Source organism: Rubellimicrobium mesophilum DSM 19309 (genome assembly GCF_000600335.2).
GTDB lineage: Bacteria > Pseudomonadota > Alphaproteobacteria > Rhodobacterales > Rhodobacteraceae > Rubellimicrobium > Rubellimicrobium mesophilum.
In genome coordinates this window covers 47,454-73,490 of record NZ_KK088593.1, presented here as the reverse complement: position 1 = coordinate 73,490, position 26,037 = coordinate 47,454, and the positions used below count along the sequence as shown (strand labels likewise).

The window sequence follows — 26,037 nt, the reverse complement described above, 5'->3', positions numbered from 1 at the left end:
TACGGCGCTACTTCGCCTCGGCGACGACCCGCAGGCCCAGCTCGCGAAGCTGGGTCGGCGTGGGCTCGGAGGGCGCGCCCATGAGCAGGTCCTCGGCCCGCTGGTTCATCGGGAAGAGGATGACCTCGCGGATGTTCTGCTCGTCGGCGAGAAGCATCACCATGCGGTCGATCCCCGCCGCGCAGCCCCCGTGCGGCGGCGCCCCGTAGCGGAAGGCGTTGACCATGCCCCCGAACCGCTTCTCGACCTCGGAGTGGTCGTAGCCCGCGATCTCGAAGGCCTTGAACATGATGTCCGGCCGGTGGTTCCGGATCCCGCCCGAGATCAGCTCGTAGCCGTTGCAGGCGAGGTCGTACTGGTAGGCATGGACCTGCAGCGGATCGCCCTGCAGCGCCTCCAGCCCCCCCTGCGGCATGGAGAACGGGTTGTGCGAGAAGTCGATCCGCCCGTCGTCGGTCTTCTCGTACATCGGGAAGTCCACGATCCAGCAGAAGGCGAAGCGGTCCTTGTCGGTCAGGCCCAGCTCCTCGCCGATGACGGTCCGCGCCCGCCCCGCGATCTTCTCGAAGGCATCGGGCTTGCCGCCGAGGAAGAACGCCGCGTCGCCCAGGCCCAGCCCGAGCTGCGTCCGGATCGCCTCCGTCCGCTCGGGTCCGAGCGCCTTGGCCACGGGCCCCGCAGCCTCCACACCCGACCCGTCCTCGGCCTGCCGCCAGAAGATGTATCCCATCCCCGGCAGCCCTTCCTTCTGCGCCCAGGCGTTCATCCGGTCCGCGAACTTGCGCGACCCGCCCTTGGGCGCGGGAATGGCGCGGACCTCGGTCCCGTCCTGCTCCAGCAGCTTGGCGAAGATGCCGAAGCCGCCGCCCCGGAAATGCTCGCTCACCACCTGCATCCTGATCGGATTCCGCAGGTCCGGCTTGTCCGTCCCGTACCACAGCGCCGCATCCCGGTAGGAGATGCGCGGCCAGTCGGCATCGACCGTCCGCCCGCCCCCGAACTCCTCGAACACCCCCTGGATGACCGGCTGCGCCACCGCGAAGACGTCCTCCTGCGTGACGAAGCTCATCTCCATGTCGAGCTGGTAGAAGTCGGTGGGCGACCGGTCCGCGCGCGGGTCCTCGTCGCGGAAGCAGGGCGCGATCTGGAAGTAGCGGTCGAAGCCCGACACCATCAGGAGCTGCTTGAACTGCTGCGGCGCCTGGGGCAGCGCATAGAACTTGCCCGGATGCAGCCGCGACGGCACGAGGAAGTCGCGCGCGCCCTCGGGCGAGGACGCCGTGATGATCGGCGTCTGGAACTCGCGGAACCCCTGCCCCCACATCCGCTCGCGCAGGCTGCGCACGACGTCCGACCGCAGCGTCATCTTCCGCTGCATCTCGTCCCGCCGCAGGTCCAGGAAGCGATACCGCAGCCGCGTCTCCTCCGGGTATTCCTGGTCGCCGAAGACCTGCAGCGGCAGGTCGCCCGCCGGCCCCAGCACCTCCACGTCGCGAATGAAGACCTCCACCTCGCCGGTCGGGATCTTCGGGTTCACCAGCGAAGCGTCCCGCGCCTTCACCGTCCCGTCGATGCGGATGCAGGACTCGGCCCGCAGCTTCTCGACCGCCGCGAAGGCCGGGGAGTCGGGGTCGGCCAGGCACTGCGTGATCCCGTAATGGTCCCGCAGGTCGACGAAGAGGATGCCGCCGTGGTCCCGGACCCGGTGAACCCATCCGGCCAGCCGCACGGTCTCCCCTACGTCCGAGGCGCGCAGCTCGGCGCAGGTCTTGGTGCGATAGGCGTGCATGGGCGGTCCTCCGGAAACGTCGGGCCGATACATCGCGGGGGGGCCGGGAAGTCAAGCGGGGCCCGGGTCACCTCTCGGAACGCGCGATCCGGCGACGACGGCCCGCCCTCAGGCCAGCGCCGCCGGCACGAGGCCCCGGAGCGCGTTCCCGACGGCCAGCCGCACCCGGCCCAGGTCCTCCGCCCGCAGCACCTCCTCGCGCGCCGCGCCGCTCTCCAGCATCTCCTCCCGCAGGATGCCGGGCAGGCATCCGCAGCCGAGCGGCGGCGTCCGCCACCCCTCGCCCCGGTCGAAGAACAGCGTGGTGATCGTCCCCTCGCAGGCCTCGCCCCGCTCGTTGAGGAACACCCACTCCTCCACGCTCTCGGGCAGCTCCGTCCTGGCGAGGTCGTAGAGCGCGCGATGCGTCGTCTTGTGCCGCAGCCAAGGGTCGCCCGACGACAGCCGCGCCGGGTGCACCGCCAGACGCCAGAGGTTCGCCGGACCGGGCAGCGGCCCTTCGGTCGCCACGAGGTCGCCGACCGCGTCCATCGTCAGCCGCAGCCGCGCCGGTTGCCGCCGCCCCGCCCGCAGCGCCCGCCGCGCGGCCCCGGCGTCGAACCCCCAGCCCAGCGCCTCGGCCGACCGCGCCATCCGCCGCAGATGCCGCTCCTCCCGCACCGGCTGCTCGCCGTCCCAGGCCAACGTCTCGACCAGCCTCAGCCCCGGCTCAGCGCCGGCCCGACGAAGCGCGTCTTCCACAGCGCCTCCTCCCATTCGCCTTGGGCCGTGGAGTCCGCCACGATCCCGCCGCCCACGTTCATCGTCACGCGTCCGCCCTCGACGGACAGCGTGCGGATCGCCACCGAGAAGTCGCAATCCCCGTCCGGCGCCATCCACCCGACCGAGCCGCAATACACGCCCCGAGGATGCGGCTCCAACTCCCGGATGATCTGCATGGCCCGGATCTTCGGCGCCCCGGTCACCGACCCGCAGGGGAACAGAACCGGCATCAGCCGCGAGAGCGACGACGGCCCGTCCAGCTCCCCCGTCACGGTCGAGGTCATCTGATGCACCGTCGCATAGCCCTCGATGGCGAAGAGCTTCGGCACACGAACCGTGCCCGGCCTCGCGACCCGCGACAGGTCGTTGCGCAGCAGGTCCACGATCATCAGGTTCTCCGCCCGTGCCTTCTCGGACGCGAGCAGCTCCCGCGCCAGCGCCGCATCGCGCGCCGGATCGGCGTCCCGCGGCGCCGTGCCCTTCATCGGCCGCGTCTCGATCACGCCGTCCGCGACCCGCACGAACAGCTCCGGGCTCATGGACACCACGGCCGGCCCTGCGCCCAGGTCCACGAAGGCCCCATGCCCCACCGGATGCGCCTCCCGCAGCCGCAGGAACAGGTCCCAGGGCTCGCCCTCCAGCCGCGCCTCCAGCGGAAAGGTCAGGTTCGCCTGATAGCAGTCCCCCGCCGCGATGTAGTCGAGCACCCGCCCGATGGCCCGGTCGTAGTCCTCGCGCGAGATCAGCGGCTCGGGCCGGGTCAGCTCCACCGATCCCGGGCGCCCAAGCTCCACCCCGCGCGGCCCCTCGGGGAACGCGCCGAAGGCCAGGAGCGGACCACCTCCTCGCCAGACCTCGCCCAGCCTCGGCTCGAACGCCGCGCCCGCCTCGTAGGCGATCCATCCCGCCACCCAGGCCCCCGACCTCCGCAGCGAGTCGAGCCGCTCCAGCACCGCGCCGACCTGCCCGGGCTCCCAGGCGACGACGACCTCCTCCGCCCCGCGAAGGCGGCGGGCCGCCCGCCGGGCCCGTGCTCGACCACGACCTCCGGCCTGCGACTCAACGGTCCCGCCCGCCCAAGCAAAGCGAGCCATGGGCGGGACTCCGCTTGCCGCACGCGTCAACGTCGTGCCTACTGGAGGCAGAGCGGAGGCCAATACCGCTTGCAGGACAACAGGAGGGTCTCACTTGAGCGACTATTCCGACCACGACCGGCGAGAGGACATCAACGTCCTCCACGGCATGGGCTATGCGCAGGAGCTGGAGCGGTCAATGAGCCGCTTCTCGAACTTCGCCATCTCCTTCTCCATCATCTGCATCCTGTCCGGGGGCATCAACTCGCTCGGGCAGGCCACTGCGGGCGCGGGCGGGGCGGCCGTCGGCATCGGCTGGCCCATCGGCGCGGCGATCTCGGGCGTCTTCGCGCTGGCGCTCGCGCAGATCTCCTCGGCCTATCCGACGGCCGGGGGCCTCTACCACTGGGGCTCGATCCTCGGGAACCGCTTCACCGGCTGGCTCTCGGCCTGGCTGAACCTGCTCGGCCTCGTGACCGTGCTGGGCGCGATCAACGTCGGCACCTACTACTTCTTCTTCGGGGCCTTCGGCGCACCCTGGTTCGGGATGGAGGACACGCTCGTCAACCGCGTGGCCTTCATGGCGATCATCACCGCCGCGCAGGCGCTGGTGAACCACTACGGGATCAAGCTGACGGCCAGGCTCACCGACTTCTCGGGCTACCTGATCCTCGTCACCGCCGCCGTGCTCACGGTCGTCTGCCTCCTCGCCGCCGACACCTGGGAATGGTCCCGCCTCTGGACCTTCGCCAACTACACCGGCACCGAAGGGGCGAGCGCCGTCTGGCCCGTGACGGTCAGCGGCCTCATGGCCTTCCTGCTGGGGCTCCTCCTCCCGATCTACACGATCACCGGCTACGACGCCTCGGCCCACACCTCCGAGGAGACGATCCGGGCCGCCCACTCCGTGCCGCGCGGCATGGTCTCGTCGGTCTGGTGGTCGGGCTTCGCGGGCTGGATCATGCTCTGCGCCTTCGTGCTGATGATCCCCAGCATGGACGATGCGGCCAAGCAGGGCTGGAACGTGTTCTTCTGGGCGATGGACACCCCAGGTGAACCCGGCGGTGAAGGTCCTGCTCTACATCGCCATCTTCGTGTCCCAGTGGCTCTGCGGCCTCGCCACCGTGACCTCGGCCTCGCGGATGCTCTTCGCCTTCTCGCGCGACGGCGGGATGCCCTTCGTCTCCCGCCCGCTCGCGACGGTGAGCCCCCGCCACCGCACGCCGGTCGCGTCGATCTGGACGGCCTCGATCCTCGCGACGCTCTTCGTCTGGTTCACGTCCTCCATCACCATCGCGGGAACGCCGGCCTATTCCATCGTCGTGTCCTGCACGGTGATCTTCCTGTTCCTCAGCTTCACCGTCCCGATCGCTCTCGGCCTCGTCAACATCGGCGGGCCGAAGTGGCCGGTCATGGGCCCCTGGAACATGGGCATCGGCGCCTACAAGGTGATCGCGGTCCTCTCCATCGTCGCCATGGCGCTGATCTTCTTCATCGGCATCCAGCCCCCGAACGACTGGGCGCTCGAGATCACGGTGGGCTTCATCATCCTGGCGCTGATCATCTGGGTCCTGATCGAGAACCGCCGCTTCAAGGGCCCGCCCATCGGGGACGAGATCGCGCGTCGCGCCGCCGTCATCGCCGCCGCCGAGCGCGCCGTGGGCGAGACCGCGACCGAGGCCCCGGGCTCCACCATGGGCAACCGGGCCTGATCCACGTCCGGCGCAATGGTGAAGGGCCGGGGTTCGCCCCGGCCCTTCGTCGTTCAGCCGAACTCGTGCGGCTCGGGCAGCCGGCCCTGCGGCGTGTATTGGTCCACCGCCTGGGGCAGCTCGCGCGAGAGCCGGCTCAGGACCTCCTGCCGCGACAGGCCCGTGGCCTCGGTCAGGTCGTCCAGCACGTCGGGTCCCAGCGCCGCCTCGAGGTCATGCGGCTCGACCTGACGGTTCTGGCCGGTGCCGACCCAGGAATCCATCACGTCGCCCCGCCCGTTCCGGCGCATCTGCTGGTTCAGCTCCCCCAGCCCGCCGCCGAGGAGTCCGCCCAGCCCGCCCGAGGCGCCACCGCCCATAAGGCCGCCGAGCAGCCCGCCCAGGCCCCCGGGCATCCCTGCGGTCTGCCCGCCCATCTGGCCGCCGAAGCCGCCCATCTGGCCGCTCATCTGCCCACCGGGGCCGCCCATGCCGCCCTGCCGCTGCTGGTTCAGCCAGCCCTGGATCTTGTCCCGGTTCTGGTAGCCCGCCACGGCCAGCAGGCCGAGAAGCGCCGTCATCGAGGGAAATCCGCTGCGTGCCATGTCGATGGCCTTTCCTGTTGGACGTTGAAGACGTCAGGTGCGCTTCGCCAGCGCGCCCCAGATGACGAGGACGATGATCGCCCCCACCGTGGCGCCGATCAGCCCCGCGCCCTCGTTGGGCCCGTACCAGCCCAGCGCCTGCCCCAACCAGGTCGCGACGAAGGGCCCCCACGATCCCGAGGATCGCCGTCAGCACGAAGCCCTGCGGCTCGTTGCGCCCCGGATGGATCAGCTTGGCGAGGATGCCGGCGATCAGGCCGATGATGATGGTCCAGATGAATCCCATATGGTTGCTCCCCTCTCGTGGCCGGCGGCGGCGGAGCGCGCCGTCGCTGCGGCACAACCCGGTCTTCGCCCTACGGTTCCGGGACGGGAGGGGAAGCGGCCTTGCGGCCCCGGTCGTCCCGCGTATAAGCGCCGTCAATTTGCGCGAGGGGTGGGGACAAATGCCGAAGCGGACCGACATCAAGAGCATCATGATCATCGGCGCGGGCCCCATCGTCATCGGGCAGGCCTGCGAGTTCGACTACTCCGGCGCCCAGGCCTGCAAGGCCCTGCGCGAGGAAGGGTACCGGGTCATCCTGGTCAACTCGAACCCCGCCACGATCATGACCGACCCCGAGATGGCCGACGCCACCTACATCGAGCCCATCACCCCCGAGGTCGTCGCCAAGATCATCGAGGCCGAGCGCCCCGACGCGCTCCTCCCCACCATGGGCGGCCAGACCGGCCTGAACACCTCGCTCGCGCTGGCCGACATGGGCGTGCTGGAGAGGTTCGGCGTGGAGCTCATCGGCGCCAAGCGCGAGGCCATCGAGATGGCCGAGGACCGCAAGCTCTTCCGCGAGGCGATGGACCGCATCGGCATCGAGAACCCCAAGGCCGAGATCATCACCGCCCCCAAGGGCGGGAACGGCAAGCGCGACCTCAAGGAAGGCCTGCGCCTCGCCATGGAAGCCCTTGAGCACATTGGCCTCCCCGCCATCATCCGCCCCGCCTTCACGCTGGGCGGCACCGGCGGCGGCGTCGCCTACAACCGCGCGGAATACGAGCACCTCTGCCGCACCGGCATGGACGCTTCGCCAGTCGGGCAGATTCTGGTCGATGAATCCCTCCTCGGCTGGAAGGAGTTCGAGATGGAGGTCGTCCGCGATCGCGCGGACAACGCCATCATCGTCTGCTCCATCGAGAACGTGGACCCGATGGGCGTCCACACCGGCGACTCGATCACCGTCGCGCCCGCGCTGACGCTGACCGACAAGGAATATCAGGAGATGCGGAACGGCTCCATCGCCGTCCTGCGCGAGATCGGCGTCGAGACCGGCGGCTCCAACGTCCAGTGGGCCATCAACCCCGCCGACGGCCGCATGGTCGTGATCGAGATGAACCCGCGCGTCTCCCGCTCCTCGGCGCTGGCGTCGAAGGCCACCGGCTTCCCCATCGCCAAGGTCGCGGCCAAGCTCGCCATCGGCTACACGCTCGACGAGCTCGACAACGACATCACCAAGGTCACCCCGGCGTCCTTCGAGCCCACCATCGACTACGTCGTCACCAAGATTCCCCGCTTCGCCTTCGAGAAGTTCCCCGGCGCCAAGCCCGAGCTGACCACCGCCATGAAGTCGGTGGGCGAGGCCATGGCCATCGGCCGCACCTTCCACGAATCCGTCCAGAAGGCCCTCGCCTCCATGGAGACCGGCCTCACCGGCTTCGACGAGGTCCAGATCCCCGGCGCGCCCGAGAAGTCCGCCATCGTCGGCGCCCTCTCCAAGGCCACCCCCGACCGCCTCCGCACCATCGCCCAGGCCATGCGCCACGGCCTCTCGGACGACGAGATCAACGCCGTCACCAAGTACGACCCCTGGTTCCTCGCCCGCATCCGCGAGATCGTGGACGCCGAATCCTGCATCAAGCGCGACGGCCTCCCCGTCACCGAATCCGGCCTTCGCGACCTCAAGATGATGGGCTTCACCGACGCCCGCCTCGCCAGGCTCACCGGCCGGGACGAGGGCCAGGTCCGCCGCGCCCGCCTGCGCCTCGGCGTCACCGCCGTCTTCAAGCGCATCGACACCTGCGGCGCCGAGTTCGAGGCCCAGACCCCCTACATGTACTCGACCTACGAAGCCCCCGCGATGGGCGAGGTCGAGGACGAGGCTCGCCCCTCCGACGCCAAGAAGGTCGTCATCCTCGGCGGCGGCCCCAACCGCATCGGCCAGGGGATCGAGTTCGACTACTGCTGCTGCCACGCCTGCTTCGCGCTCTCCAAGGCCGGCTACGAGACCATCATGGTCAACTGCAACCCCGAGACGGTCTCCACCGACTACGACACCTCCGACCGCCTCTACTTCGAGCCCGTGACCTTCGAGCACGTCATGGAGATCCTCCGCGTCGAGCAGGAGGCCGGCACCCTCCACGGCGTCATCGTCCAGTTCGGCGGCCAGACCCCCCTCAAGCTCGCCAACGCGCTGGAGGAGGCGGGCATCCCCATCCTCGGCACCACCCCCGACGCCATCGACCTCGCCGAGGACCGGGAGAGGTTCCAGCAGCTCGTGGAGCGCCTGGGCCTCAAGCAGCCCGTCAACGGCATCGCCTCCTCGCCCGACCAGGCCTTCGCCATCGCCGAGCGCATCGGCTTCCCCCTCGTGATCCGCCCGAGCTATGTCCTCGGCGGCCGCGCCATGGAGATCGTCCGCGACCAGGCCCAACTGGACCGCTACATCCGCGAGGCCGTGCACGTCTCCGGCGACTCCCCCGTCCTCCTCGACTCCTACCTCTCCGGCGCCACCGAGGTCGACGTCGACGCCCTCTGCGACGGCACCCGGGTCCACGTCGCCGGCATCATGCAGCACATCGAGGAGGCCGGCGTCCACTCCGGCGACTCCGCCTGCTGCCTGCCGCCCCACACCCTCGCGCCCGGGATCATCGGGGAGATCCGCCGCCAGACCGAATCCCTCGCCCTCGCGCTCCACGTCGTGGGCCTCATGAACGTGCAGTTCGCGGTCAAGGACGGCGACGTGTACCTCCTCGAGGTGAACCCCCGCGCCAGCCGCACGGTCCCCTTCGTCGCCAAGGCCACCGACTCCGCCATCGCCAGCATCGCCGCCCGCCTCATGGCCGGCGAGACGCTCGACGCCTTCCCCCTGCGCGAGCCGTACCCGAACGCGAGCTACGACACCCCGCTCCCCTACGCCGACCCCATGACCCTCGTGGACCCAGAGATGCCGTGGTTCTCGGTCAAGGAGGCCGTGCTCCCCTTCGCCCGCTTCCCCGGCGTGGACACCATCCTCGGCCCCGAGATGCGCTCCACCGGCGAGGTCATGGGCTGGGACCGCAGCTTCGAGCGCGCCTTCCTCAAGGCCCAGATGGGCGCCGGCGTCCAGCTCCCGCGCGAGGGGGCGGTCTTCGTCTCCATCCGCGACGCCGACAAGGGCCGCGAGATGCTGGACGCCGCCCGCATCCTCTCGACCCTCGGCTTCAAGCTCCTGGCCACGCGCGGCACCGCCGCCTGGCTCAACGACGCCGGCATCGAGGCCGAGGTGGTGAACAAGGTCTACGAGGGCGGCCTGACCATCGTGGACCGCCTCAAGGACGGCCACGTCGCCCTGGTGATGAACACCACCGAGGGCACCCAGGCCGTGAGCGACTCCCGCGACATTCGCGCGGCGGCCCTGAGCGAGCGCATCCCGTATTTCACGACGGCGGCGGGGGCTCACGCAGCCGCGCTGGCGATCCGGGCGCGGGAGGAAGGGGAAGTGGGGGTGAGGAGCTTGCAGGCGTGATTAGTGCTCGCCAAATGCCTGAGGTGGAAAATCCGAACAAACGGTTGCGCAATTCTGTCTGTCGAGCGACGGCAGGTGCTTCAGGAGCGAATACTTGATGATCCATGGTTTGAACTTAACACCATAAGTCGATGCCCCATTGAACATCAGCAACTTGACCTCGGAGGACGACAACTGAGCACGAACGATACGCCCATATTCGTTCTTCGCAGCACGGTTTTCAGGCTCGAGCTCAGATAGTTTTGCCTCTTCGATCAGTCGAAATATATTATAAAGCAAACGGAAGTATGGGCCTAACGCGATCTCGAATCGCTCTCTATAGATTTTCTCGTAGCTGTCCACTATTTGTTCCAAGGTTCGTTGCGTCTGGCCAACGACCTTAGGTCTTCCAGTTACGTTGTCGCGTTCGGTTTGCCTTTCAAACTGAGTGGGGAGCCGTTCTGCCATAACTTCGAGAGCGAGGCGGCCGACTCTGCTGTCCTCCTTCGAAGCACCGGGACGAACCCAGCCAGTTGAGTCTACCTCTATGGATGCAACATGGTCGTTCAGTAGTCTCAGCAGTCCAAAGAGAGTGGTCTCGAATCTCTGGACAGAGAACACCTCGCGCGTCTGGGTGAGTTCATCTCGTTGCAGCTGGAGTTCACGACTCTGCATCAGCAGAGTTGAAATCAAACCAGCAAATGCGAGCCCGGAAAAAAGAGCGGTCAAGCTCCCGAACATATCGCCAGAGGTTCCTGGGTTGATGTCCTCCCAAGGAAACAGGAACCCGAGTAGAAATGGCCATACAGCCCAGATAATGAAAATTAAGAGTCCAATTGTGAAAGAACCAGTTAGTGGTTCATCCGGCAAGTCATGGTACAGTGAGCGGTGCTTTGCTGGAGAGAGGCCATGCGACAGTTGCGACTGCGTGCGTTGGCGGATGCGGAGCAGGTGGCGATCGAGCGGCTGGCCCATTCGCGGACGGCCCCCGCTCGGCAGGTCGAACGGGCCCGCATCATCTGGCACGCTAGCCGGGGCGAAGACGTCGCGCGCATTGCTGCGCAGCTTGGCCTTGCCGCCCATACCGTGCGCGTCTGGATCCACCGCTTCCAGGTCGCTGGCCTAGACGGTCTGGCGGACCGAGGCCGCACCGGCCGGCCGCCGACCTATGCGCCCGAGCAGGTCGCCACCGTGATCGCCACCGCGCTCACCGACCCCAAGACGCTGGATCTGCCGTTTGCGTCGTGGACGCTGGACCGGCTGGCTGCCTATCTCAACGAGCAGGAGGGGATTGCGATCAAGCGCAGCCGGATCGACGAGATCCTCCTGGCCGAGGGTTTGCGCTGGCGCCGGCACGAGACCTGGTTCGGCGAGCGGGTCGATCCCGCCTTCGCCGAAAAAAGGGGCGAATCGAGACGCTCTACACCACGCCGCCCGAAGGCAGCCTAGTCGTCTGCCTCGACGAGATGGGCCCGGAGAGCGCCAAGACCTACCCCGGTCAAGCCGTGGTCGAGACGCAGGACCGTCCCGGACGCGCCAAGCTGGAGATCGATTACGGTCGGCGCGGCAAAGGTTACATCTTTGGCGCTTTCCAACCGGCCACGGGCGAAGCCTTCACCCGGCCCTATCTCGGGCGCAGCACCGTCAGTTGGGTGGCGTTCTTGGAGGAGGTCGAACTCTGGCTACCGGCCGAGACCGAGCGGATCTACGCGATCGTCGACAACCTGAGCACGCATCGCGCCACGGACGTGCTGCTGTTCCTGCTGACGCATCCGCGCTGGGAGATGGTTTTCCAGCCGAAGTACGCAGCCTACCTCAACCTGATCGAGCCGTGGTGGAAGGTGCTGCGCTCCCTGGCGCTGAAGGGCCGGCGGTTTGAAAGCTGGGAGGAGATCGCGCAAGCGGTGGAGCGGGCAACAGTCTACTGGAACGATCACCGGCATCCGTTCGTCTGGGGCCGGCGGCGCCGGCACCAGCCACGACGCCAGCCCGGGATCGCTCTGCCGCCAAAAGCAGCCTGACTTGCCGGATGAACCAGTTAGACTGTACCAGAAATTATTTCTCTTCATACGCAGACCTAACAGGCAGAGGTGCGTTGGCAAGCACCTGAAACCAAATCATCCACTAACACGTCGAGCGCCTCCGCGAGCCTCTGCGTGTCCGCCGACCTCCGCTCTACTCCGTCTCGATCTCCTGCGCTACGGCCGCATGCACCCCCGAGCGCCGGGCCAGTCCCCGGCCCGACCCTCTCACAACGCATGAACGGAAGCGCCGGCCACGTGGGTTGCGCCCGCCGAGGCGGGCTCCACCCCCCTACGGTCGTCGCTCCAACCACCTCACGGCCCGCTCTGGGTCCGGGGCGGGAATCGACCCCACCATCGTCGGACGGCTCCTGGCGGGGCCGATTCGCAGTGCTATGAAACCCCACCCCACGGGGGCGACGCAACACCATCTCCAACAGCGTTTCTGAGCCACATCAGTCGCTTAATCCCGGAGTGTTGCGTCGCCCCCTCCCCCCACCGAACGCCCCGTTCACCTCTCGTTAACCCGCCCCCGGCACTCTCCCTGCCACGAGATCAGGAGCGGCACCCCCGGCCGATCCTCCCGGACCAGAGACCACCCGCACGGGTGCAGGCCGGAGAGGTGTTCCCGGGGGCATCTGAAAGCCGCTCCCCCGTGCGGGGCGCCTTGGATGAACAGCCCCCGCACGGGCTCCCACCCATAGTCCGTCCATGGCCCCGGGCGCGCACCCCTGGGCAAGAGCTCTTTGACAGGCGGGACCCACAGGTCCGTCGTGCGCCGCCTGACTGGGAGGGGGAGCGGACCCCGCAAAGACCCAGCCGCCGCGCGTCGAGCACGCGCTTCCTGCCGCGACCGGGCCTCGGAACCCCGGCCGAGCAGGCCGTCGGGCGCGACCTGCGGCGTGGTCATCCACGCGCCGCCGGTGACGGCTCGACTCCCCCTTTCTCCCCCGCTACTCCCCCGCGCATGGCCAAGCTCCACTTCCACTACTCGACCATGAACGCCGGCAAGAGCACGCTGCTCCTCCAGGCGAGCTACAACTACAACGAACGGGGCATGGCGACCTACCTCCTCACCGCGCGGCTCGACGACCGCGCGGGCCTGGGCCGCATCCAGAGCCGCATCGGCATCGAGGCCGAGGCCGACACCTACGGCCCCGCCGACGACCTCTTCGCCAGGATCGGCGCCCGCCTCGCCCAAGGCCCCTGCGCCTGCATCTTCATCGACGAGGCCCAGTTCCTGAGCGCGACCCAGGTCTGGCAGCTCGCCCGCGTCGTCGACGACCTGGACGTGCCGGTGATGGCCTACGGCCTGCGCGTGGACTTCCGGGGCGAGCTCTTCCCCGGCTCCGCCGCGCTCCTGGCGCTCGCCGACGAGATGCGAGAGGTCCGGACGATCTGCTTCTGCGGCCGCAAGGCGACGATGGTCGTCCGCCGCGGCCCCGACGGCTCGGTCCTGACCCAAGGCGCCCAGGTCGAGATCGGCGGCAACGAGCGTTACGAGAGCCTCTGCCGCCGTCACTGGCGCGCGGCGGTCGGGGACCGCTGAGCCCTATTCCTTGGCTCCAAATATCCCGGGGGTCCGGGGGCAGCGCCCCCGGGGTGCCTGACTAGACCGGGTTCGGCACCGCTCGCCCCTCCGCGAAGGCCACGAGGTTGTCGAGCGCCATCCGCCCCATCGCCTCGCGCACTCTCAGCGTCGCCGTCCCCAGATGCGGCAGCAGCACGACGTTCTCCAAGGCACGCAGCCGCGCCGGCACCTCCGGCTCCCGCGCATAGACGTCGAGCCCCGCCCCCGCGATCCGCCCCGCCTCCAGCGCCGCGACCAGCGCATCCTCCACCACCACGTCCCCCCGCGCGACGTTGACGAGGAACCCGGTGGGCCTCATCGCCGCCAGCTCCGCGACCCCGATCAGCCCCCGCGTCTCCGCCCCGCCCGGCACCGCGACGACCACGACATCCGCGAGCCGCATCAGCTCGTCCAGCGACCCCACCTGCCGCGCCGGCACCTCCACCGCCTTGGGCGAGCGGTTGAAGTAGGCGACCTCCATCCCGAACCCGAAGTGGCATCGCCGCGCCACGGCCTGCCCGATCCGCCCCATGCCGACGATCCCGACCGTCAGGCCGGTCACATGGGTCCCCAGCATCTGCGTGGGCTCCCACCCGGTCCAGCGCCCGGCCCGGAGCATCCGCTCCCCCTCGCCCAGCCGCCGCGCCGTCATCAGGATCAGCGCCATCGCGATGTCCGCCGTCGCGTCCGTCACCGCGCCCGGCGTGTTGGCCACGACCAGCCCCGCCGCCTTGGCCGCCGCCACGTCGATGTGGTTCACCCCCACGCCGAAGTTCGCGAGGATACGGCACCGGAACGGCCCGCCGTCGAAGGCGGAGGCGGCGAACCGGTCCCCCAGCGTCGGCAGGATCGCGTCATATTCCCGGAGAGCCGCACCCGCCTCCTCGGGCGTGAGACCCCGGTCCCCGTCGCGGAACACCGTGTCGAACCGCTCCGCCGCAAAGGCCATGTTGGCGGGCGGAAGCCTCCGGGTGACCAGCAGCCTCAATGGAGCCTCCCGCCCACCGGCACCTCGCGCCCCGGCTGCACCAGCACCACGGCGCCGTTCTCGTCGGGGAGGCCGAGGACCAGCACCTCGGACACGAAGCGGCCGATCTGCCGTGGCGGGAAGTTCACCACCGCCAGCACCTCCTGCCCGACCAGCGTCTCCGGCGCGTAGTGCACCGTGATCTGGGCCGAGGACCGCTTCTCGCCGATCCCGGGCCCGAAATCGATCCAGAGCTTGACCGCAGGATTCCGCGCCTCGGGATAGGGCTCCGCCCGGACGATCCGCCCGACCCGGACGTCCACCCGCAGGAAGTCGTCGAAGCTGATCTCGTCCGTCATCCGCGTCCCAGCTCCTCGCTCCGCGCGGCCGCCGCCCGCACCGTCCGGCGGATCAGTTGACCCAGGCCGACCTGCTCGTCCATGAGCACCCCGAGCCCCGCTTGGGTCGTCCCGTTGGGCGATGTCACGTCGCGCCGGAGCTGCGCCGGGTCCGTCCCGGTCTCCTGCGCGAGAGCCCCTGCCCCGGCCACGGTCGTCCGAGCGAGCCGCAGCGACAGCTCCGGCGCAAGCCCCTCGGCCTCGCCAGCCGCCGCGAGCGCCTCGATCAGGTGGAACACATAGGCCGGCCCCGACCCTGAGACGCCTGTCACCGCGTCCAACTGCCCTTCGCTCTCCAGCCGCACCACCTCGCCCACCGCCGACAGCAGCGACTCGGCCAGCGCCAGATGCGCTTCGGAGGCCTCGGCATTCCCGATGATCGCCGTGATCCCCTTGCCGACGGCCGCCGGCGTGTTCGGCATCGCGCGCACGACCGGCGTCCCCGCCCCGAACGCCGCCTCGAAGGCCCTCAGCGGCGTCCCGGCCGCGATGGACACCACCAGCGTCCGCCCGCCGCCGAGCGAGGTCATCGCAGGCAGCGCCTCGCCCATCATCTGTGGCTTGACGGCGACCAGCGCCACCGCCGGCGCCTCAGGCAGCGGCACGTTCAGCGCCACTCCGGTCCCCTGCAGCCACTCCGAAGGCCGGGGCTCGATCACATGGACCGCACCCGGCGGAAGGCCCCGGTCGAGCCAGCCCCTCAGCAGCGCCGATCCCATCTTCCCGCAGCCCAGGAGCACGAGCCCCCGCGCCGCCACTTCGTCCAGTGCCATGCCGTCCCCCTAAAAGGTCGGCGCGACCCTAGGGGGACGTTCCACGCGCTTCAAGCGCGCCCGTAGGCCTCCGCGATGGCGATATCCATGGCCGCCGCCGGCTCCCGCCCGCCCCAGATGGCGAGCTGCACGGCCGGATAGAACCGCTCGGCGCTCATCAGTGCGGCATGGATCATGGTGTCGATCTGCTCCGGCGAGGCGACCTGGTCCCCCGCCAGCACGAGGCCGTAGCGGAAGACCATCATCTTCTCCTCGCCCCACCAGGTGAAGGACCCGGCCCAGCAGAGGTCGTTCATGCGGTTCAGCAGCTCGTAGAGCGCCGGCAGGCGATCCGCCGGCGGGTCGAGCTCGTAGGTGCAGAGCAGGCGAAGCGTCTCGTCGGACGGCGACCAGGCCAGGGTGAGGGCATAGGAGCGCCACTGGCCTTCGAGCGTCATCGCGATCTGGTTCTCGGCCACGCGGTCGAAATCCCAATCGTAATGCGTGGCGATCGTTTCCACCACGTCGATGGGGTGGATTTCGCCCTCGTCCAGGAAGGTCTCGGAAACGGTCATGCGCGGCCCCCTATGGTCAGCGCCGATGGGTTCGTCCCCTCGGTCGCATTTGCCTGCTCCAGGGCTCGGTGGGCTTGCCTCCGAGCCCTACTAGACATGGTGGGCCTGCCAGCGAGTCTGTAAAGCTCTTTCTTGGGGACAAACGAGAACATCCACAGGGACGATCCGCCTGCGACACCCCGGCGGTCAAAGGCTGGGCGTCGTCGGCCCCGAGGAGCGCTCGTCCGCCGAGACAGCCGCGGAACCCCGCAGTTGCCCTTCCAGGGCGGCGAGCCGGGCGTGCAGCGCGTCGTTCTCCTCCCGGGCCTTCTGGACCATGGCGCGGACCGCCTCGAACTCCTCGCGGTTGACGAGGTTCCGGTCGGCCAGCATCCGATCCACGACGGAGCGGAGCGCATTCTGCGCCTCGTCCCGCGCCCCCTGCGCCACGCCCATGGCGCTGTTCATGATCTGCGAGATGTCGTCGAGGATCTTGTTCTTGGTCTGCATAGTGCCGCCTCCGGGCTGTGATGCCCGCTGATATGGTCGGACCGCGACACCCACGCAAGGTTGACAGCGCCACGGCCCCTCCGCAGGAAAGGCGCCATGACCGGCATCCCGTTCCCCGACATCTCGCCCGAGGCCTTTTCGGTCACGGTCTTCGGCTTCCACCTCGCGCTCCGCTGGTACGCGCTGGCCTACATCGTCGGCATCCTGATCGGCTGGCGCATCAGCGTCGCGGCCCTGAAGCGCCCCCACCTCTGGGCCGGAGGCACGTCCCCCATGACGCCGCCCCAGCTCGAGGCGCTGCTGACCTGGATCATCATCGGGATCATCGCCGGCGGGCGGCTCGGCTACGTGCTGCTCTACCGCCCGGTCCACTACCTTCAGCACCCCTGGGAGATCCCGGCCCTCTGGGAGGGCGGGATGGCCTTCCACGGCGGCCTGATCGGCGTCCTCCTCGCCATCACGATCTTCTCCTGGCGCGAAGGGCTGCCCCTGGGCGGCGTCGCCGACGCCATCGCCTTGGCCTCCCCGCCCGCGATCCTGCTCGGCCGCATCGCCAACTTCATCAACGCCGAGCTCTGGGGACGGCCGACCTCGCTCCCCTGGGGCGTGACCTTCCCGGGCGAGGCCGCGCAGGACTGCCCCGGCGTCGTCGGCACCTGCTTCCGCCACCCCTCCCAGCTCTACGAGGCGGGGCTGGAGGGCCTGCTCCTCGGGGTGCTCCTGATCGTCCTGGCCTTCCGGGGCGGCGCGCTCAGGCGGCCCTGGCTGCTGACCGGCACCTTCCTCCTAGGCTACGGCGTCTCGCGCTTCCTCGTGGAGTTCGTCCGCCAGCCCGACGCGCAGTTCGTCTCGCCCGGGAACCCCCTGGGCCTCGCGCTCCACTGGAACGGCTGGGGCCTGACCATGGGGCAGACGCTCACGATCCCGCTCCTGCTTGCGGGGGTGCTGCTGATCCTCTGGGCCCGCCGCCCAAGGCTCGTCCGGGCGTGACCCCTCTCGCCCGTCTCCTGGCCCAGCGGATCGCGGCGACAGGGCCGCTGACGGTGGCCGACTACATGACCGAGAGCCTCCTGCACCCGGACCATGGCTACTACGCGACCCGCGATCCCCTGGGCGCCGCCGGCGACTTCACCACCGCGCCGGAGATCAGCCAGATGTTCGGAGAGCTCCTGGGCCTCGCGCTCGCCCAGTCCTGGCTCGACCAGGGCGCGCCCGGTTCCATCGTCCTCGCGGAGCTCGGCCCCGGCCGAGGGACCCTCATGGCGGATGTCCTGCGCGCGACCGCCAAGGTGCCGGGCCTCGCCGAGGCCGCCACGGTTCACTTCATCGAGGCGTCACCCACCCTGCGCGAGGAGCAGCGCAGGCGCGTGCCGCAGGCGACATGGCACGACTCCGTGGCCGACCTCCCCGAGGGGCCCCTGTTCCTCCTCGCCAACGAGTTCTTCGACGCCCTCCCCATCCGCCAGTTCGTGCGGCAGGGTCGTCTCTGGGCCGAACGGGTGGTCGGCCTCGCCGAGGGCCGGCTCGCCTGGGGCCTCGCCCCTCCGGCCGCCGTTCCCGCTCTGGCCGACCGCCTGACCGACACGCGGGACGGCGACGTGATCGAGGTCTGTCCCGCCCTTCCCGGCATCATGGGCGAGGTCGGGCGCCGGATCGCCACCCATGGCGGCACGGCGCTCCTCGTGGACTACGGCGGGTGGCACCTGACGGGCGACAGCTTCCAAGCCGTCCGACGCCACGCCTACGCCGACCCGCTGGAGGCTCCGGGCGAGGCCGACCTGACGGCCCATGTGGATTTCGAGGCCCTGGCCCAGGCCGCCGCGCCCGCCGCCGTGACCCCGACGACCACGCAGGGCGCCTTCCTCGAACGCCTCGGCATCACTCCCCGCGCGCAGGTCCTGGCCCGCGCCCTTTCGGGCGAGCGGCTCGCCGCCCATGTCGCCGCTCATCGCCGCTTGACCCACCCCGACGAAATGGGAACGCTCTTCAAGGTCATGGGCGTGCATCCAGCCGCCGTCCCTCCACCGCCCGGATTCGCCGATTGAGCCTCGACATCATCACCTCCCCCGACCTCGACCCCCTGAGGCATGGATTCTTCGGCCGCGCGGGGGGCGCCTCGTCGGGGGTGTTCCAGGGGCTCAACTGCGGCCAGGGCTCGACCGACCAGGCCGAGGCCGTCACCATCAACCGCGCCCGCGTGGCCGATGCCATGGGCGTCGCGCCCGAGGCGTTGCTCGGCGTCCACCAGGTCCACTCAGCCGACGTGATCGTGGTGGACCACATCTGCGAGGGGCCCAAGCCCCGGGCCGACGCCATGGTGACCAGGGTCCCTGGCCTCGCGCTCTCCGTGCTGACCGCCGACTGCCAGCCGGTGCTCTTCGCGGACGCCGCGGCCAAGGTCATCGGCGCCGCTCACGCGGGCTGGAAAGGGACCTTGAACGGCATCCTCGAGGCGACCGTCGACGCCATGGAGCGGCTGGGAGCCGAGCGGGCCCGCATCGTCGCCGTCATCGGGCCGACGATCAGCCAGCGCGCCTACGAGGTCGGGCCCGAGTTCATGGACACGATCCTCTCCGAGGACCCGAAGGCCGCCCGCTACTTCGCCAATGGGCAGGCCGACCGGCTCCACTTCGACCTGCCGGGCTACGGCCTCCAGCGCCTCCGGCGGGCCGGCGCGGGCGAGGCCTCGTGGACCCGCCACTGCACCTATTCGGACCCGCAGCGCTTCTTCAGCTACCGCCGATCGGTCCACCAGCGCGAGGCCGACTACGGCCGTCTCATCGCCGCGATCCGCCTCTAGTCGACCGGCACGCCGGGCTCGTCCTTGCCGCTGCGGATCACGAGGCTGGTCTTGACGCTCGCCACGTTGGGCGCGGGCGTCAGCGACTCCGTCAGGAAGCGCTGGAACGCCCCCAGGTCCGGCGCCGCGCATTTGAGGATGAAGTCCACCTCGCCGTTCAGCATGTGGCACTCGCGGACATAGGGCCAGCCCTGCGCGAGCGTCTCGAAGGCCCTCAGGTCAGCCTCGGCCTGGCTCTTGAGCCGGACGGACGCGAAGACCCGCACCCCGAAGCCCAGCCTCTCGGGATCGAGATCCGCATGATAGCCCCGGATGTAGCCCGCCTCCTCCAAGGCCCGCACGCGCCGCAGGCAGGGCGGCGGCGAGATGCCGACCCGCCTCGCGAGCTCCACGTTGGTCATGCGGCCCTCGGCCTGGAGCAAGGCCAGGATGCGCCGGTCGATGCTGTCGAGCCTCTGCCCGGGCATGAGTCCTCCCCCTCCGCGCCGAACCTACCCGTGCCCCCGGGGCCACGCAATTATGTTTCGCGCGCCGGCAAGGCCGCCTTGCACGGCCCGAGGGTTCCGAACCACCGCGCGGCACGCTATATCCAGTCGTCACGACTCCAGGGAGATGCACCATGGCCGATCCGCGCCACGTCCGGCTTCTGATCGTGGGCTCCGGGCCCGCCGGCTACACGGCCGCCGTCTATGCCGCGCGCGCCATGCTCGCCCCGGTGCTGATCCAGGGGATGGAGCCCGGCGGCCAGCTCACCACCACGACCGAGGTCGAGAACTGGCCCGGCGATCTCTCCGTCCAGGGGCCCGACCTCATGGTGCGGATGGAGGCCCATGCCCGAGAGATGGGCGCCGAGATCGTGACCGACCTCGTGACCCGCCTCGACCTCTCCCGCCGTCCCTTCCGGGCCGAGACCGACAGCGGCCAAGCCTGGCTCGCCGACGCGGTCATCCTCGCCACCGGCGCACGGGCCAAGTGGCTCGGCATCCCGTCCGAGGAGAAGTACAAGGGCTTCGGCGTCTCCGCCTGCGCGACCTGCGACGGCTTCTTCTACCGCGGACAGGAGATCGTCGTGGTCGGTGGCGGCAACACCGCCGTCGAGGAGGCTCTGTTCCTGACCAACTTCGCCACCAAGGTGACCCTGGTCCACCGCCGCGACAGTCTCCGCGCCGAGAAGATCCTGCAGGACCGCCTCTTCAAGCATCCCAAGATCGCCGTGATCTGGAACCACGAGGTCGAGGAGGTGCTGGGCGACCAGGGCGTCACCGGCGTCCGCATCCGCGACGTCGCCACCGGCGCGACCCAGGTCGTCCCCGCCACAGGCTTCTTCGTCGCCATCGGCCATGCCCCCGCCTCGGAACTGGTCCAAGGCCAGCTCGAGCTGCACAACGGCGGCTACGTCAAGGTCGAGTCGGGCAGCACCCACACCTCGGTGCCGGGCGTCTTCGCCGCCGGCGACCTGACCGACCACGTCTATCGGCAGGCCGTCACCAGCGCCGGGATGGGCTGCATGGCCGCGCTGGACGCGGAGCGCTGGCTTGCCGCTCAGCCGGCCTCCCACATCGGCGAGACGCTGAACACGACCAAGGACCCGAGCCCGGCCTTCTCGCACTACTGATTCCCTTGGGCCTCGCCCGGCCCGCTTTCGCGGTCCCGGAGGGATTCCAGCCTTGCAGCCCCGGCCCGCCGGGTCTACGGGGGCGAAGCTTATCCCTTCCGTCCCAAGTCGAAAGCCGCTTCCGAATGCTGGACTCCTCTGCCCCCGGTTCCGAATCGAGCCCCTTCCCGATGCACAATCTCGGCCCCATCCCCGAGCTCTACGTCTCGGCCGACTCCGCGCAGAAGCTGAAGCACGAGGCCGGGAGCCTCCTCAGCCACGACCTCACGCCGCGCCAGATCTGCGACCTCGAGCTGCTGATGAACGGCGGCTTCTATCCGTTGAAGGGCTTTCTCCCGCAGGCCGACTACAACTCGGTCGTGGATGATATGCGTCTCGCCGACGGCACGCTCTGGCCCATGCCGATCACGCTCGACGTGTCCGAGGCCTTCGCCGAGAAGATCGAGCCCGGCCAGGACATCGCGCTGCGCGACCAGGAGGGCGTGATCCTCGCCACCATGACCGTCACCGACAAGTGGGTCCCCAACAAGTCGCGCGAGGCCGAGGGCGTCTTCGGCGCCGACGACGTGGCGCACCCGGCGGTCAACTACCTGCACAACAAGGCGGGCAAGGTCTATCTGGGCGGCCCCGTCACCGGCCTGACGCCGCCCGTGCACTACGATTTCCGCGGCCGCCGCGACACCCCGAACGAGCTCCGGGCCTACTTCCGCAAGCTCGGCTGGCGCCGGATCGTGGCGTTCCAGACCCGGAACCCGCTCCACCGCGCCCACCAGGAACTGACCTTCCGCGCCGCGCGCGAGGCGCAGGCGAACCTGTTGATCCACCCGGTCGTGGGCATGACCAAGCCCGGCGACGTGGACCACTTCACCCGCGTCCGTTGCTACGAGGCGGTGCTGGGCAAGTATCCGGCGGCGACGACGCACCTGTCGCTCCTCAACCTCGCCATGCGGATGGGCGGCCCGCGCGAGGCGGTCTGGCACGCGATCATCCGCAAGAACCACGGCCTCACGCACTTCATCGTCGGCCGCGATCACGCCGGCCCCGGCAAGAACTCCCAGGGCAAGGACTTCTACCACCCCTACGCCGCGCAGGAGCTGGTGAAGAAGCACGCCGAGGAGATCGGCATCGAGGTCGTGCCCTTCAAGCAGATGGTCTACGTCCAGGAGAAGGCCCAGTACTTCCCCGAGGACGAGGTCCCCGAAGGCTCGACCGTCCTCAACATCTCCGGGACCGAGCTGCGCCGCCGCCTGCGCGAGGGGCTGGAAATCCCCGACTGGTTCTCCTTCCCCGAGGTCGTGGAGCAGCTCCGCAAGACCTCGCCCGAGCGGTCCAAGCAGGGCTTCACGGTGTTCTTCACGGGCTTCTCGGGCTCGGGCAAGAGCACCATCGCCAACGCCCTGATGGTCAAGCTCATGGAGATGGGCGGCCGCCCGGTGACGCTGCTCGACGGCGACGTGGTGCGCAAGCACCTGTCGTCCGAGCTCGGCTTCTCCAAGGAGCACCGGGACATCAACATCAAGCGGATCGGCTACGTCGCCTCCGAGATCACCAAGAACGGCGGCATCGCGATCTGCGCGCCCATCGCCCCCTATGCGGCCACCCGCGCGAGGTGCGCGAGATGATCGAGGCCTTCGGCGCCTTCATCGAGGTGCACGTCGCAACCCCCTTGGAGGAATGCGAGCGGCGCGACCGCAAGGGCCTCTACAAGCTGGCCCGCGAAGGCAAGATCAAGGAGTTCACCGGCATCTCCGACCCTACGACGTGCCGGAGAAACCCGAGCTCAGGGTGGACACCGAGGGCCTCGACGTGGACACCTGCGCGCATCAGGTGCTCCTGAAGCTCGAGGGGATGGGCTCATCAAGGGTCAGTGACGCGAAGGGGGCCGCAAGGCCCCCTTTCCTTGTCCGGTGATCGGCGTCGGGATCAGGTTCCTCCAGTCGGCCTCAGCATCCGCCGGATCAGGCCGTCCCTCAGCACGAACTGGTGGAACAGCGCCGCGGCCACGTGGATCAGCACGAGGACCAGGGTGACGTTCACCAGGAGCTCATGAAGGTCCCCAGCCTCTTCCGACCTGCCGAACCAGGCGATGGCCCCACCCACCGGGATCAGGATGAGCAGGGCGTAGAACGCCCAATGGTTGATCGCCCCCAGGACCGCCAGGATGCGGTGCGGATCGTCGGGGTCGGTCTGCACCGGCCGCCTGATGCGGGCCATCAGACGGAACAGCATCAGGAGCAGGACCGTCACGCCAATGGCGATGTGGATATAGGCGGGGCCGATGTTATTGACGGCCTGACCCTCCTCCACGGCTCGGAACACGTCGGACATGCCGTCGCCGAGGAGCCAATTGACGATCACGAGGGCCGCCACGAGCCAGTGAACCGCGATTTGGGTGGAGGAGTAGCCGTGCCGCGCATGAGCGGCGCGCTCGGTCGGCGAGGTCGGTGTCGTCGTCATGCCTCAGCTCCGGTCACGAGGGCCCAAAGGGCGTTGCCGGAGGAAGCTGTGACGGCGGGAGGGGAGGTCAATCCCCTCGCCGCCGCGGCTCAGTGGACCGTGACCGGCACCCGGTCGTACTGGCGGGCCAGCACGAAGGCGAGGTTGCGGTCCGCCACGAGGGCGAGCTGCTGCCCCTCGGCGTCGTGGACGGCGAAGATCGTCTCCAGCTCCCCGGCCTGCTCGCGCAGGTTCTCGGGCAGCGACGACACGGCGACCGGCTTGACGTACACGAATTCGGCGCCGAGCGCCGCGAGGTCCGGCCCGGGCCGGTGCGTTTCATAAGGTCGGTTCACTTGACCCCACTCCTCTTGATGCGGACGGTCTGCACGACCGTCTCGGGGACATGGCGGGTCAGGTCGACATGAAGGAGTCCGTTCTCCATCACCGCCTCACCCACATCAACGCCTTCGGCCAGCACAAAGCTCCGCTGGAATTGGCGCGCCGCGATCCCCCGGTGAAGAAAGACGCGGTCCTGGCCGTCATCCGACTGCCGCCCCCGGATCACGAGCTGCCGATCCTCGACCGTGATCGAAAGGTCCTCCTCCCGGAAGCCGGCCACCGCCAGCGTGATCCGATAGGAGCGGTCCGAGGTCTGCTCGATGTTGTAGGGGGGGTAGCCGTCGTTGCCGGTCTTGGCCGTCCGTTCCACCAGGCGTTCGAGCTGCTCGAAGCCCAGCAGGTAGGGATGCGTCCCCAAGGTGAGTTTGGTCATTGCGACACGTCCTTTGCGCGAAAGCGACCGTCTTGCGGCCCCTTATGGCGACCGCTTGAAGTGAATATGGGGGGCGGCGAAGGCACAGGCAACCCCTGCGGGGCTAGGCGCGGCGGCGTCGAGAGGCTAAGGTTCGGCGACCTGACGAGGACGGAATGAACATCCCCACCGCCATGGATGAGATCGAGGTCCTGCGCGTCGAGCTCGAGGTTCTCAAGACCGAGCACCGCGAGCTCGACGACGCGATCCGCGCCCTCGAGGAGGAGGGATCGCGGGACATGCTGACGATCCGCCGCAAGAAGAAGGAAAAGCTCGTCCTCAAGGACCGCATCCGCCTGATCGAGGACCGGCTTCTCCCGGACATCATCGCCTGATGGCCCTTGTCGGAATCATCATGGGCAGCCAGTCCGACTGGTCCACGATGCGCGAATCCGCGCGTGTGCTGGACGAGTTGGGCATCGCCTACGAATCGCGCATCGTCTCCGCCCACCGGACGCCGGACCGGCTCTGGTCCTACGGCAAGGCGGCGGCGGAGCGCGGCCTCAAGGTCATCATCGCGGGGGCGGGCGGCGCCGCGCACCTGCCCGGCATGATGGCCTCCAAGACCCCACTGCCCGTCATCGGCGTCCCCGTGCAGACCAAGGCGCTGGGCGGAGTCGATTCGCTCTACTCCATAGTCCAGATGCCGCGCGGCTTCCCGGTGGCGACCATGGCGATCGGCGAGGCCGGCGCCGTGAACGCCGCGCTGATGGCGCGGCTATCCTGGCGCTCTCCGACGAAGCCCTCTCGAGCCGCCTCATCGCCTGGCGCGAGGCGCTCTCGGCCTCGGTGCCGGAGGTCCCGCATGACTGAACCGCTGCGTCCAGGTGCGACCATCGGCATTCTCGGCGGCGGCCAGCTAGGTCGGATGCTGGCCATGGCGGCGGCGCGGCTGGGCTTCCACGTCCACATCTACGACCCCGACCCTTCCGCCCCGGCGGCCGAGGTCGCACGGACGGCCACTCATGCGGGCTACGCCGACGCGCAGGCCCTCGACGCCTTCGCCAGCTCCGTGGACGTGGTCACCTACGAGTTCGAGAACATTCCCCCTGCCGCGCTCGACCTGATCGAGGCGCGCGTCCCGATCCGCCCTAACCGCCGCGCCCTCGCCACCTCGCGCGACCGGCTGGCGGAGAAGACGTTCCTGCACGAGGTCGGCCTCAGGACGGCCCCCTACGCCGCCGTGGACGATGAGACGGACCTCGCCCAGGCCCTCGCGCTGATCGGGACGCCGTCGATCCTCAAGATTCGCACGCTCGGCTACGACGGCAAGGGGCAGGCCCGCATCATGGCGCCCAGCGACGCCGGAGCGGCTCTGTCGGCCATGGGCGGTCGTCCTGCGATTCTCGAAGGGTTCGTCCACTTCGAGCGTGAGGTCTCGGTCATCGCCGCGCGTGGCCTCGACGGCTCGGTCGCCGCCTATGACCCCGGCGAGAACGTCCACGAGGGCGGCATCCTGCGGACCACGACCGTTCCCGCCCGCCTCATGCACGCGCTGCGGTCCGACGCTGTCCTGGCCGCAGCCAAGATCCTCAACGCGCTCGACTACGTCGGCGTGATGGGAGTGGAGCTCTTCGTCACGCGCCAGGGCCTCATCGTCAACGAGATCGCGCCCCGCGTCCACAACTCGGGCCATTGGACCGAGGCCGGCTGCCTTGTAGACCAGTTCGAGCAGCATATCCGGGCCGTGGCCGGGTTGCCGCTTGGCGATGGCTCCCGCTTCGCGGACGTCGTCATGGAGAACCTGATCGGCCACGACGTTGACCGCCTGCCGGACCTCATGCGGGAGGGAGCACGGGTGCATCTCTACGGCAAGGCCGAGGTCCGCGAAGGCCGCAAGATGGGTCACGTGAACCGGCTACGCCGCTGACCCGGAAAGCCTCCGAGGTGGTGTTTTTCGAAGGCGCCGCCTGGCGCCTCCCAAT

26 protein-coding genes and 3 pseudogenes are annotated in these 26,037 nt (G+C 69.3%); 14 read left to right on the top strand and 15 right to left on the bottom strand.

Features of this window, described 5'->3' with window-relative positions; translation table 11 throughout:
- Positions 1-7 precede the first annotated feature (7 nt).
- The 3 genes from aspS to RUMESO_RS16570 form a co-directional block, all read right to left on the bottom strand.
- On the bottom strand, positions 8-1,789 hold the full coding sequence (gene aspS / locus RUMESO_RS16580) for an aspartate--tRNA ligase (protein WP_037281678.1): 1,782 nt from the start codon (positions 1,787-1,789) through the stop codon (positions 8-10).
- A gap of 108 nt (positions 1,790-1,897) precedes the next feature.
- Positions 1,898-2,530, bottom strand: a complete 633-nt coding sequence (locus RUMESO_RS16575) for an aminotransferase class IV family protein (protein WP_037281677.1) — start codon at positions 2,528-2,530, stop codon at positions 1,898-1,900.
- A complete protein-coding gene (locus RUMESO_RS16570) occupies positions 2,488-3,645 on the bottom strand; it encodes an aminodeoxychorismate synthase component I (protein WP_156362989.1) in 1,158 nt (385 codons plus the stop codon). Before RUMESO_RS16570 ends, RUMESO_RS16575 begins: the two co-directional genes overlap by 43 nt.
- Between RUMESO_RS16570 and RUMESO_RS28620 the strand changes: the two are divergent.
- A pseudogene (locus tag RUMESO_RS28620) lies at positions 3,644-4,600 on the top strand (amino acid permease); the annotation flags it as partial. The gene RUMESO_RS16570 and the pseudogene RUMESO_RS28620 sit on opposite strands and share 2 nt — an antisense overlap.
- 76 nt (positions 4,601-4,676) lie before the next feature.
- On the top strand, positions 4,677-5,336 hold the full coding sequence (locus RUMESO_RS27930) for an amino acid permease (protein WP_211262906.1): 660 nt from the start codon (positions 4,677-4,679) through the stop codon (positions 5,334-5,336).
- Positions 5,337-5,389: 53 nt separating this feature from the next.
- Here the strand turns inward: RUMESO_RS27930 and RUMESO_RS16560 are convergent, their stop codons facing one another.
- Entirely contained in the window at positions 5,390-5,920 is a 531-nt protein-coding gene (locus RUMESO_RS16560) for a YidB family protein (RefSeq protein WP_082484162.1), read from the bottom strand.
- A 33-nt stretch (positions 5,921-5,953) separates the two neighbouring features.
- Positions 5,954-6,067, bottom strand: coding sequence for a GlsB/YeaQ/YmgE family stress response membrane protein (locus RUMESO_RS28615; protein ID WP_245639308.1), 114 nt, complete (start codon positions 6,065-6,067; stop codon positions 5,954-5,956).
- Between the two features lie 299 nt (positions 6,068-6,366).
- Between RUMESO_RS28615 and carB the strand changes: the two genes are divergently transcribed.
- Positions 6,367-9,696 carry a carbamoyl-phosphate synthase large subunit gene (gene carB, locus RUMESO_RS16550; protein WP_037281674.1) on the top strand — a complete coding sequence of 1,110 codons (3,330 nt, stop codon included), beginning with the start codon at positions 6,367-6,369 and terminating at the stop codon, positions 9,694-9,696.
- Here carB and RUMESO_RS24405 read toward each other — a convergent pair whose 3' ends face one another.
- Positions 9,697-10,650 (bottom strand): putative phage abortive infection protein, encoded by a 954-nt coding sequence (locus RUMESO_RS24405; protein ID WP_211262905.1) that lies wholly within the window; start codon positions 10,648-10,650, stop codon positions 9,697-9,699.
- On the opposite strand from RUMESO_RS24405, the gene RUMESO_RS16545 reads away from it, so the two are divergent.
- The 3 genes from RUMESO_RS16545 (at position 10,627) to RUMESO_RS16535 (ending at position 13,245) form a co-directional block, all read left to right on the top strand.
- Positions 10,627-11,124, top strand: a complete 498-nt coding sequence (locus RUMESO_RS16545; protein ID WP_211262904.1) for a helix-turn-helix domain-containing protein — start codon at positions 10,627-10,629, stop codon at positions 11,122-11,124. The genes RUMESO_RS24405 and RUMESO_RS16545 overlap by 24 nt on opposite strands.
- Positions 11,019-11,696 (top strand): IS630 family transposase, encoded by a 678-nt coding sequence (locus tag RUMESO_RS16540; RefSeq protein WP_245639311.1) that lies wholly within the window; start codon positions 11,019-11,021, stop codon positions 11,694-11,696. The genes RUMESO_RS16545 and RUMESO_RS16540 overlap by 106 nt, the downstream gene beginning before the upstream one ends.
- A 967-nt stretch (positions 11,697-12,663) precedes the next feature.
- Entirely contained in the window at positions 12,664-13,245 is a 582-nt protein-coding gene (locus tag RUMESO_RS16535) for a thymidine kinase (protein ID WP_037281670.1), read from the top strand.
- Between the two features lie 61 nt (positions 13,246-13,306).
- Here the strand turns inward: RUMESO_RS16535 and RUMESO_RS16530 are convergent, their stop codons facing one another.
- The 5 genes from RUMESO_RS16530 to RUMESO_RS16510 form a co-directional block, all read right to left on the bottom strand.
- A complete protein-coding gene (locus tag RUMESO_RS16530) occupies positions 13,307-14,254 on the bottom strand; it encodes a 2-hydroxyacid dehydrogenase (protein WP_037281669.1) in 948 nt (315 codons plus the stop codon).
- Positions 14,251-14,592 (bottom strand): tRNA-binding protein, encoded by a 342-nt coding sequence (locus tag RUMESO_RS16525; protein WP_037281668.1) that lies wholly within the window; start codon positions 14,590-14,592, stop codon positions 14,251-14,253. The genes RUMESO_RS16530 and RUMESO_RS16525 overlap by 4 nt, the downstream gene beginning before the upstream one ends.
- Complete coding sequence (gene proC, locus RUMESO_RS16520; RefSeq protein WP_037281666.1) at positions 14,589-15,404, bottom strand: pyrroline-5-carboxylate reductase; 816 nt, start codon at positions 15,402-15,404, stop codon at positions 14,589-14,591. Before proC ends, RUMESO_RS16525 begins: the two co-directional genes overlap by 4 nt.
- A 50-nt stretch (positions 15,405-15,454) precedes the next feature.
- Positions 15,455-15,958: a type III secretion system chaperone family protein gene (locus tag RUMESO_RS16515; protein WP_037281665.1), complete on the bottom strand. Its 504-nt coding sequence runs from the start codon at positions 15,956-15,958 to the stop codon at positions 15,455-15,457.
- Between the two features lie 186 nt (positions 15,959-16,144).
- Positions 16,145-16,447, bottom strand: a complete 303-nt coding sequence (locus RUMESO_RS16510) for an accessory factor UbiK family protein (protein WP_051521412.1) — start codon at positions 16,445-16,447, stop codon at positions 16,145-16,147.
- A 96-nt stretch (positions 16,448-16,543) separates the two neighbouring features.
- On the opposite strand from RUMESO_RS16510, the gene lgt reads away from it, so the two are divergent.
- From lgt to pgeF, 3 genes are read left to right on the top strand one after another with little or no spacing between them, the layout of a single operon-like run.
- Positions 16,544-17,437, top strand: coding sequence for a prolipoprotein diacylglyceryl transferase (gene lgt / locus RUMESO_RS16505; RefSeq protein WP_037281664.1), 894 nt, complete (start codon positions 16,544-16,546; stop codon positions 17,435-17,437).
- Positions 17,434-18,492, top strand: a complete 1,059-nt coding sequence (locus tag RUMESO_RS16500; RefSeq protein WP_037281663.1) for a class I SAM-dependent methyltransferase — start codon at positions 17,434-17,436, stop codon at positions 18,490-18,492. Before lgt ends, RUMESO_RS16500 begins: the two co-directional genes overlap by 4 nt.
- Complete coding sequence (gene pgeF, locus RUMESO_RS16495; protein ID WP_037281662.1) at positions 18,489-19,247, top strand: peptidoglycan editing factor PgeF; 759 nt, start codon at positions 18,489-18,491, stop codon at positions 19,245-19,247. The genes RUMESO_RS16500 and pgeF overlap by 4 nt, the downstream gene beginning before the upstream one ends.
- Here pgeF and RUMESO_RS16490 read toward each other — a convergent pair.
- Positions 19,244-19,714 (bottom strand): Lrp/AsnC family transcriptional regulator, encoded by a 471-nt coding sequence (locus tag RUMESO_RS16490; protein ID WP_037281661.1) that lies wholly within the window; start codon positions 19,712-19,714, stop codon positions 19,244-19,246. The genes pgeF and RUMESO_RS16490 overlap by 4 nt on opposite strands.
- A 152-nt stretch (positions 19,715-19,866) precedes the next feature.
- On the opposite strand from RUMESO_RS16490, the gene trxB reads away from it, so the two are divergent.
- Both trxB and RUMESO_RS16480 read left to right on the top strand, forming a co-directional pair.
- On the top strand, positions 19,867-20,862 hold the full coding sequence (gene trxB, locus RUMESO_RS16485) for a thioredoxin-disulfide reductase (protein ID WP_051521411.1): 996 nt from the start codon (positions 19,867-19,869) through the stop codon (positions 20,860-20,862).
- 170 nt (positions 20,863-21,032) lie between these two features.
- Positions 21,033-22,773: pseudogene (locus RUMESO_RS16480) on the top strand (bifunctional sulfate adenylyltransferase/adenylylsulfate kinase).
- 12 nt (positions 22,774-22,785) lie between these two features.
- Here RUMESO_RS16480 and RUMESO_RS16475 read toward each other — a convergent pair.
- The 3 genes from RUMESO_RS16475 to RUMESO_RS16465 all read right to left on the bottom strand — a co-directional run bounded on the left by RUMESO_RS16475 (position 22,786) and on the right by RUMESO_RS16465 (position 24,073).
- Positions 22,786-23,319 carry a cytochrome b gene (locus tag RUMESO_RS16475; protein ID WP_051521410.1) on the bottom strand — a complete coding sequence of 178 codons (534 nt, stop codon included), beginning with the start codon at positions 23,317-23,319 and terminating at the stop codon, positions 22,786-22,788.
- 89 nt (positions 23,320-23,408) lie between these two features.
- On the bottom strand, positions 23,409-23,654 hold the full coding sequence (locus RUMESO_RS16470) for a DUF1150 family protein (protein WP_082484158.1): 246 nt from the start codon (positions 23,652-23,654) through the stop codon (positions 23,409-23,411).
- Positions 23,651-24,073 (bottom strand): Hsp20 family protein, encoded by a 423-nt coding sequence (locus RUMESO_RS16465; protein ID WP_037281660.1) that lies wholly within the window; start codon positions 24,071-24,073, stop codon positions 23,651-23,653. The genes RUMESO_RS16470 and RUMESO_RS16465 overlap by 4 nt, the downstream gene beginning before the upstream one ends.
- Positions 24,074-24,228: 155 nt before the next feature.
- On the opposite strand from RUMESO_RS16465, the gene RUMESO_RS16460 reads away from it, so the two are divergent.
- The 3 genes and pseudogenes from RUMESO_RS16460 to RUMESO_RS16455 all read left to right on the top strand — a co-directional run bounded on the left by RUMESO_RS16460 (position 24,229) and on the right by RUMESO_RS16455 (position 25,982).
- Positions 24,229-24,447, top strand: a complete 219-nt coding sequence (locus tag RUMESO_RS16460) for a YdcH family protein (protein WP_037281659.1) — start codon at positions 24,229-24,231, stop codon at positions 24,445-24,447.
- Between the two features lie 20 nt (positions 24,448-24,467).
- A pseudogene (gene purE / locus RUMESO_RS24400) lies at positions 24,468-24,925 on the top strand (5-(carboxyamino)imidazole ribonucleotide mutase).
- Entirely contained in the window at positions 24,918-25,982 is a 1,065-nt protein-coding gene (locus tag RUMESO_RS16455; protein ID WP_037281783.1) for a 5-(carboxyamino)imidazole ribonucleotide synthase, read from the top strand. The pseudogene purE and the gene RUMESO_RS16455 overlap by 8 nt, the downstream one beginning before the upstream one ends.
- The last annotated feature ends 55 nt before the right edge of the window (positions 25,983-26,037 follow it).

Coding starts and splice junctions, on each gene's coding strand:
- RUMESO_RS16475 (WP_051521410.1), bottom strand. CDS start 23,319: ATGACGACGACACCGACCTCGCCGACCGAGCGCGCCGCTCATGCGCGG.
- proC (WP_037281666.1), bottom strand. CDS start 15,404: ATGGCACTGGACGAAGTGGCGGCGCGGGGGCTCGTGCTCCTGGGCTGC.
- RUMESO_RS24405 (WP_211262905.1), bottom strand. CDS start 10,650: ATGGGCCAGCCGCTCGATCGCCACCTGCTCCGCATCCGCCAACGCACG.
- RUMESO_RS16515 (WP_037281665.1), bottom strand. CDS start 15,958: ATGACCGTTTCCGAGACCTTCCTGGACGAGGGCGAAATCCACCCCATC.
- lgt (WP_037281664.1), top strand. CDS start 16,544: ATGACCGGCATCCCGTTCCCCGACATCTCGCCCGAGGCCTTTTCGGTC.
- RUMESO_RS16535 (WP_037281670.1), top strand. CDS start 12,664: ATGGCCAAGCTCCACTTCCACTACTCGACCATGAACGCCGGCAAGAGC.
- trxB (WP_051521411.1), top strand. CDS start 19,867: ATGGCCGATCCGCGCCACGTCCGGCTTCTGATCGTGGGCTCCGGGCCC.
- RUMESO_RS16560 (WP_082484162.1), bottom strand. CDS start 5,920: ATGGCACGCAGCGGATTTCCCTCGATGACGGCGCTTCTCGGCCTGCTG.
- RUMESO_RS16570 (WP_156362989.1), bottom strand. CDS start 3,645: ATGGCTCGCTTTGCTTGGGCGGGCGGGACCGTTGAGTCGCAGGCCGGA.
- aspS (WP_037281678.1), bottom strand. CDS start 1,789: ATGCACGCCTATCGCACCAAGACCTGCGCCGAGCTGCGCGCCTCGGAC.
- RUMESO_RS16455 (WP_037281783.1), top strand. CDS start 24,918: ATGACTGAACCGCTGCGTCCAGGTGCGACCATCGGCATTCTCGGCGGC.
- RUMESO_RS16525 (WP_037281668.1), bottom strand. CDS start 14,592: ATGACGGACGAGATCAGCTTCGACGACTTCCTGCGGGTGGACGTCCGG.
- RUMESO_RS16460 (WP_037281659.1), top strand. CDS start 24,229: ATGAACATCCCCACCGCCATGGATGAGATCGAGGTCCTGCGCGTCGAG.
- RUMESO_RS16510 (WP_051521412.1), bottom strand. CDS start 16,447: ATGCAGACCAAGAACAAGATCCTCGACGACATCTCGCAGATCATGAAC.
- RUMESO_RS16490 (WP_037281661.1), bottom strand. CDS start 19,714: ATGCCCGGGCAGAGGCTCGACAGCATCGACCGGCGCATCCTGGCCTTG.
- carB (WP_037281674.1), top strand. CDS start 6,367: ATGCCGAAGCGGACCGACATCAAGAGCATCATGATCATCGGCGCGGGC.
- RUMESO_RS16465 (WP_037281660.1), bottom strand. CDS start 24,073: ATGACCAAACTCACCTTGGGGACGCATCCCTACCTGCTGGGCTTCGAG.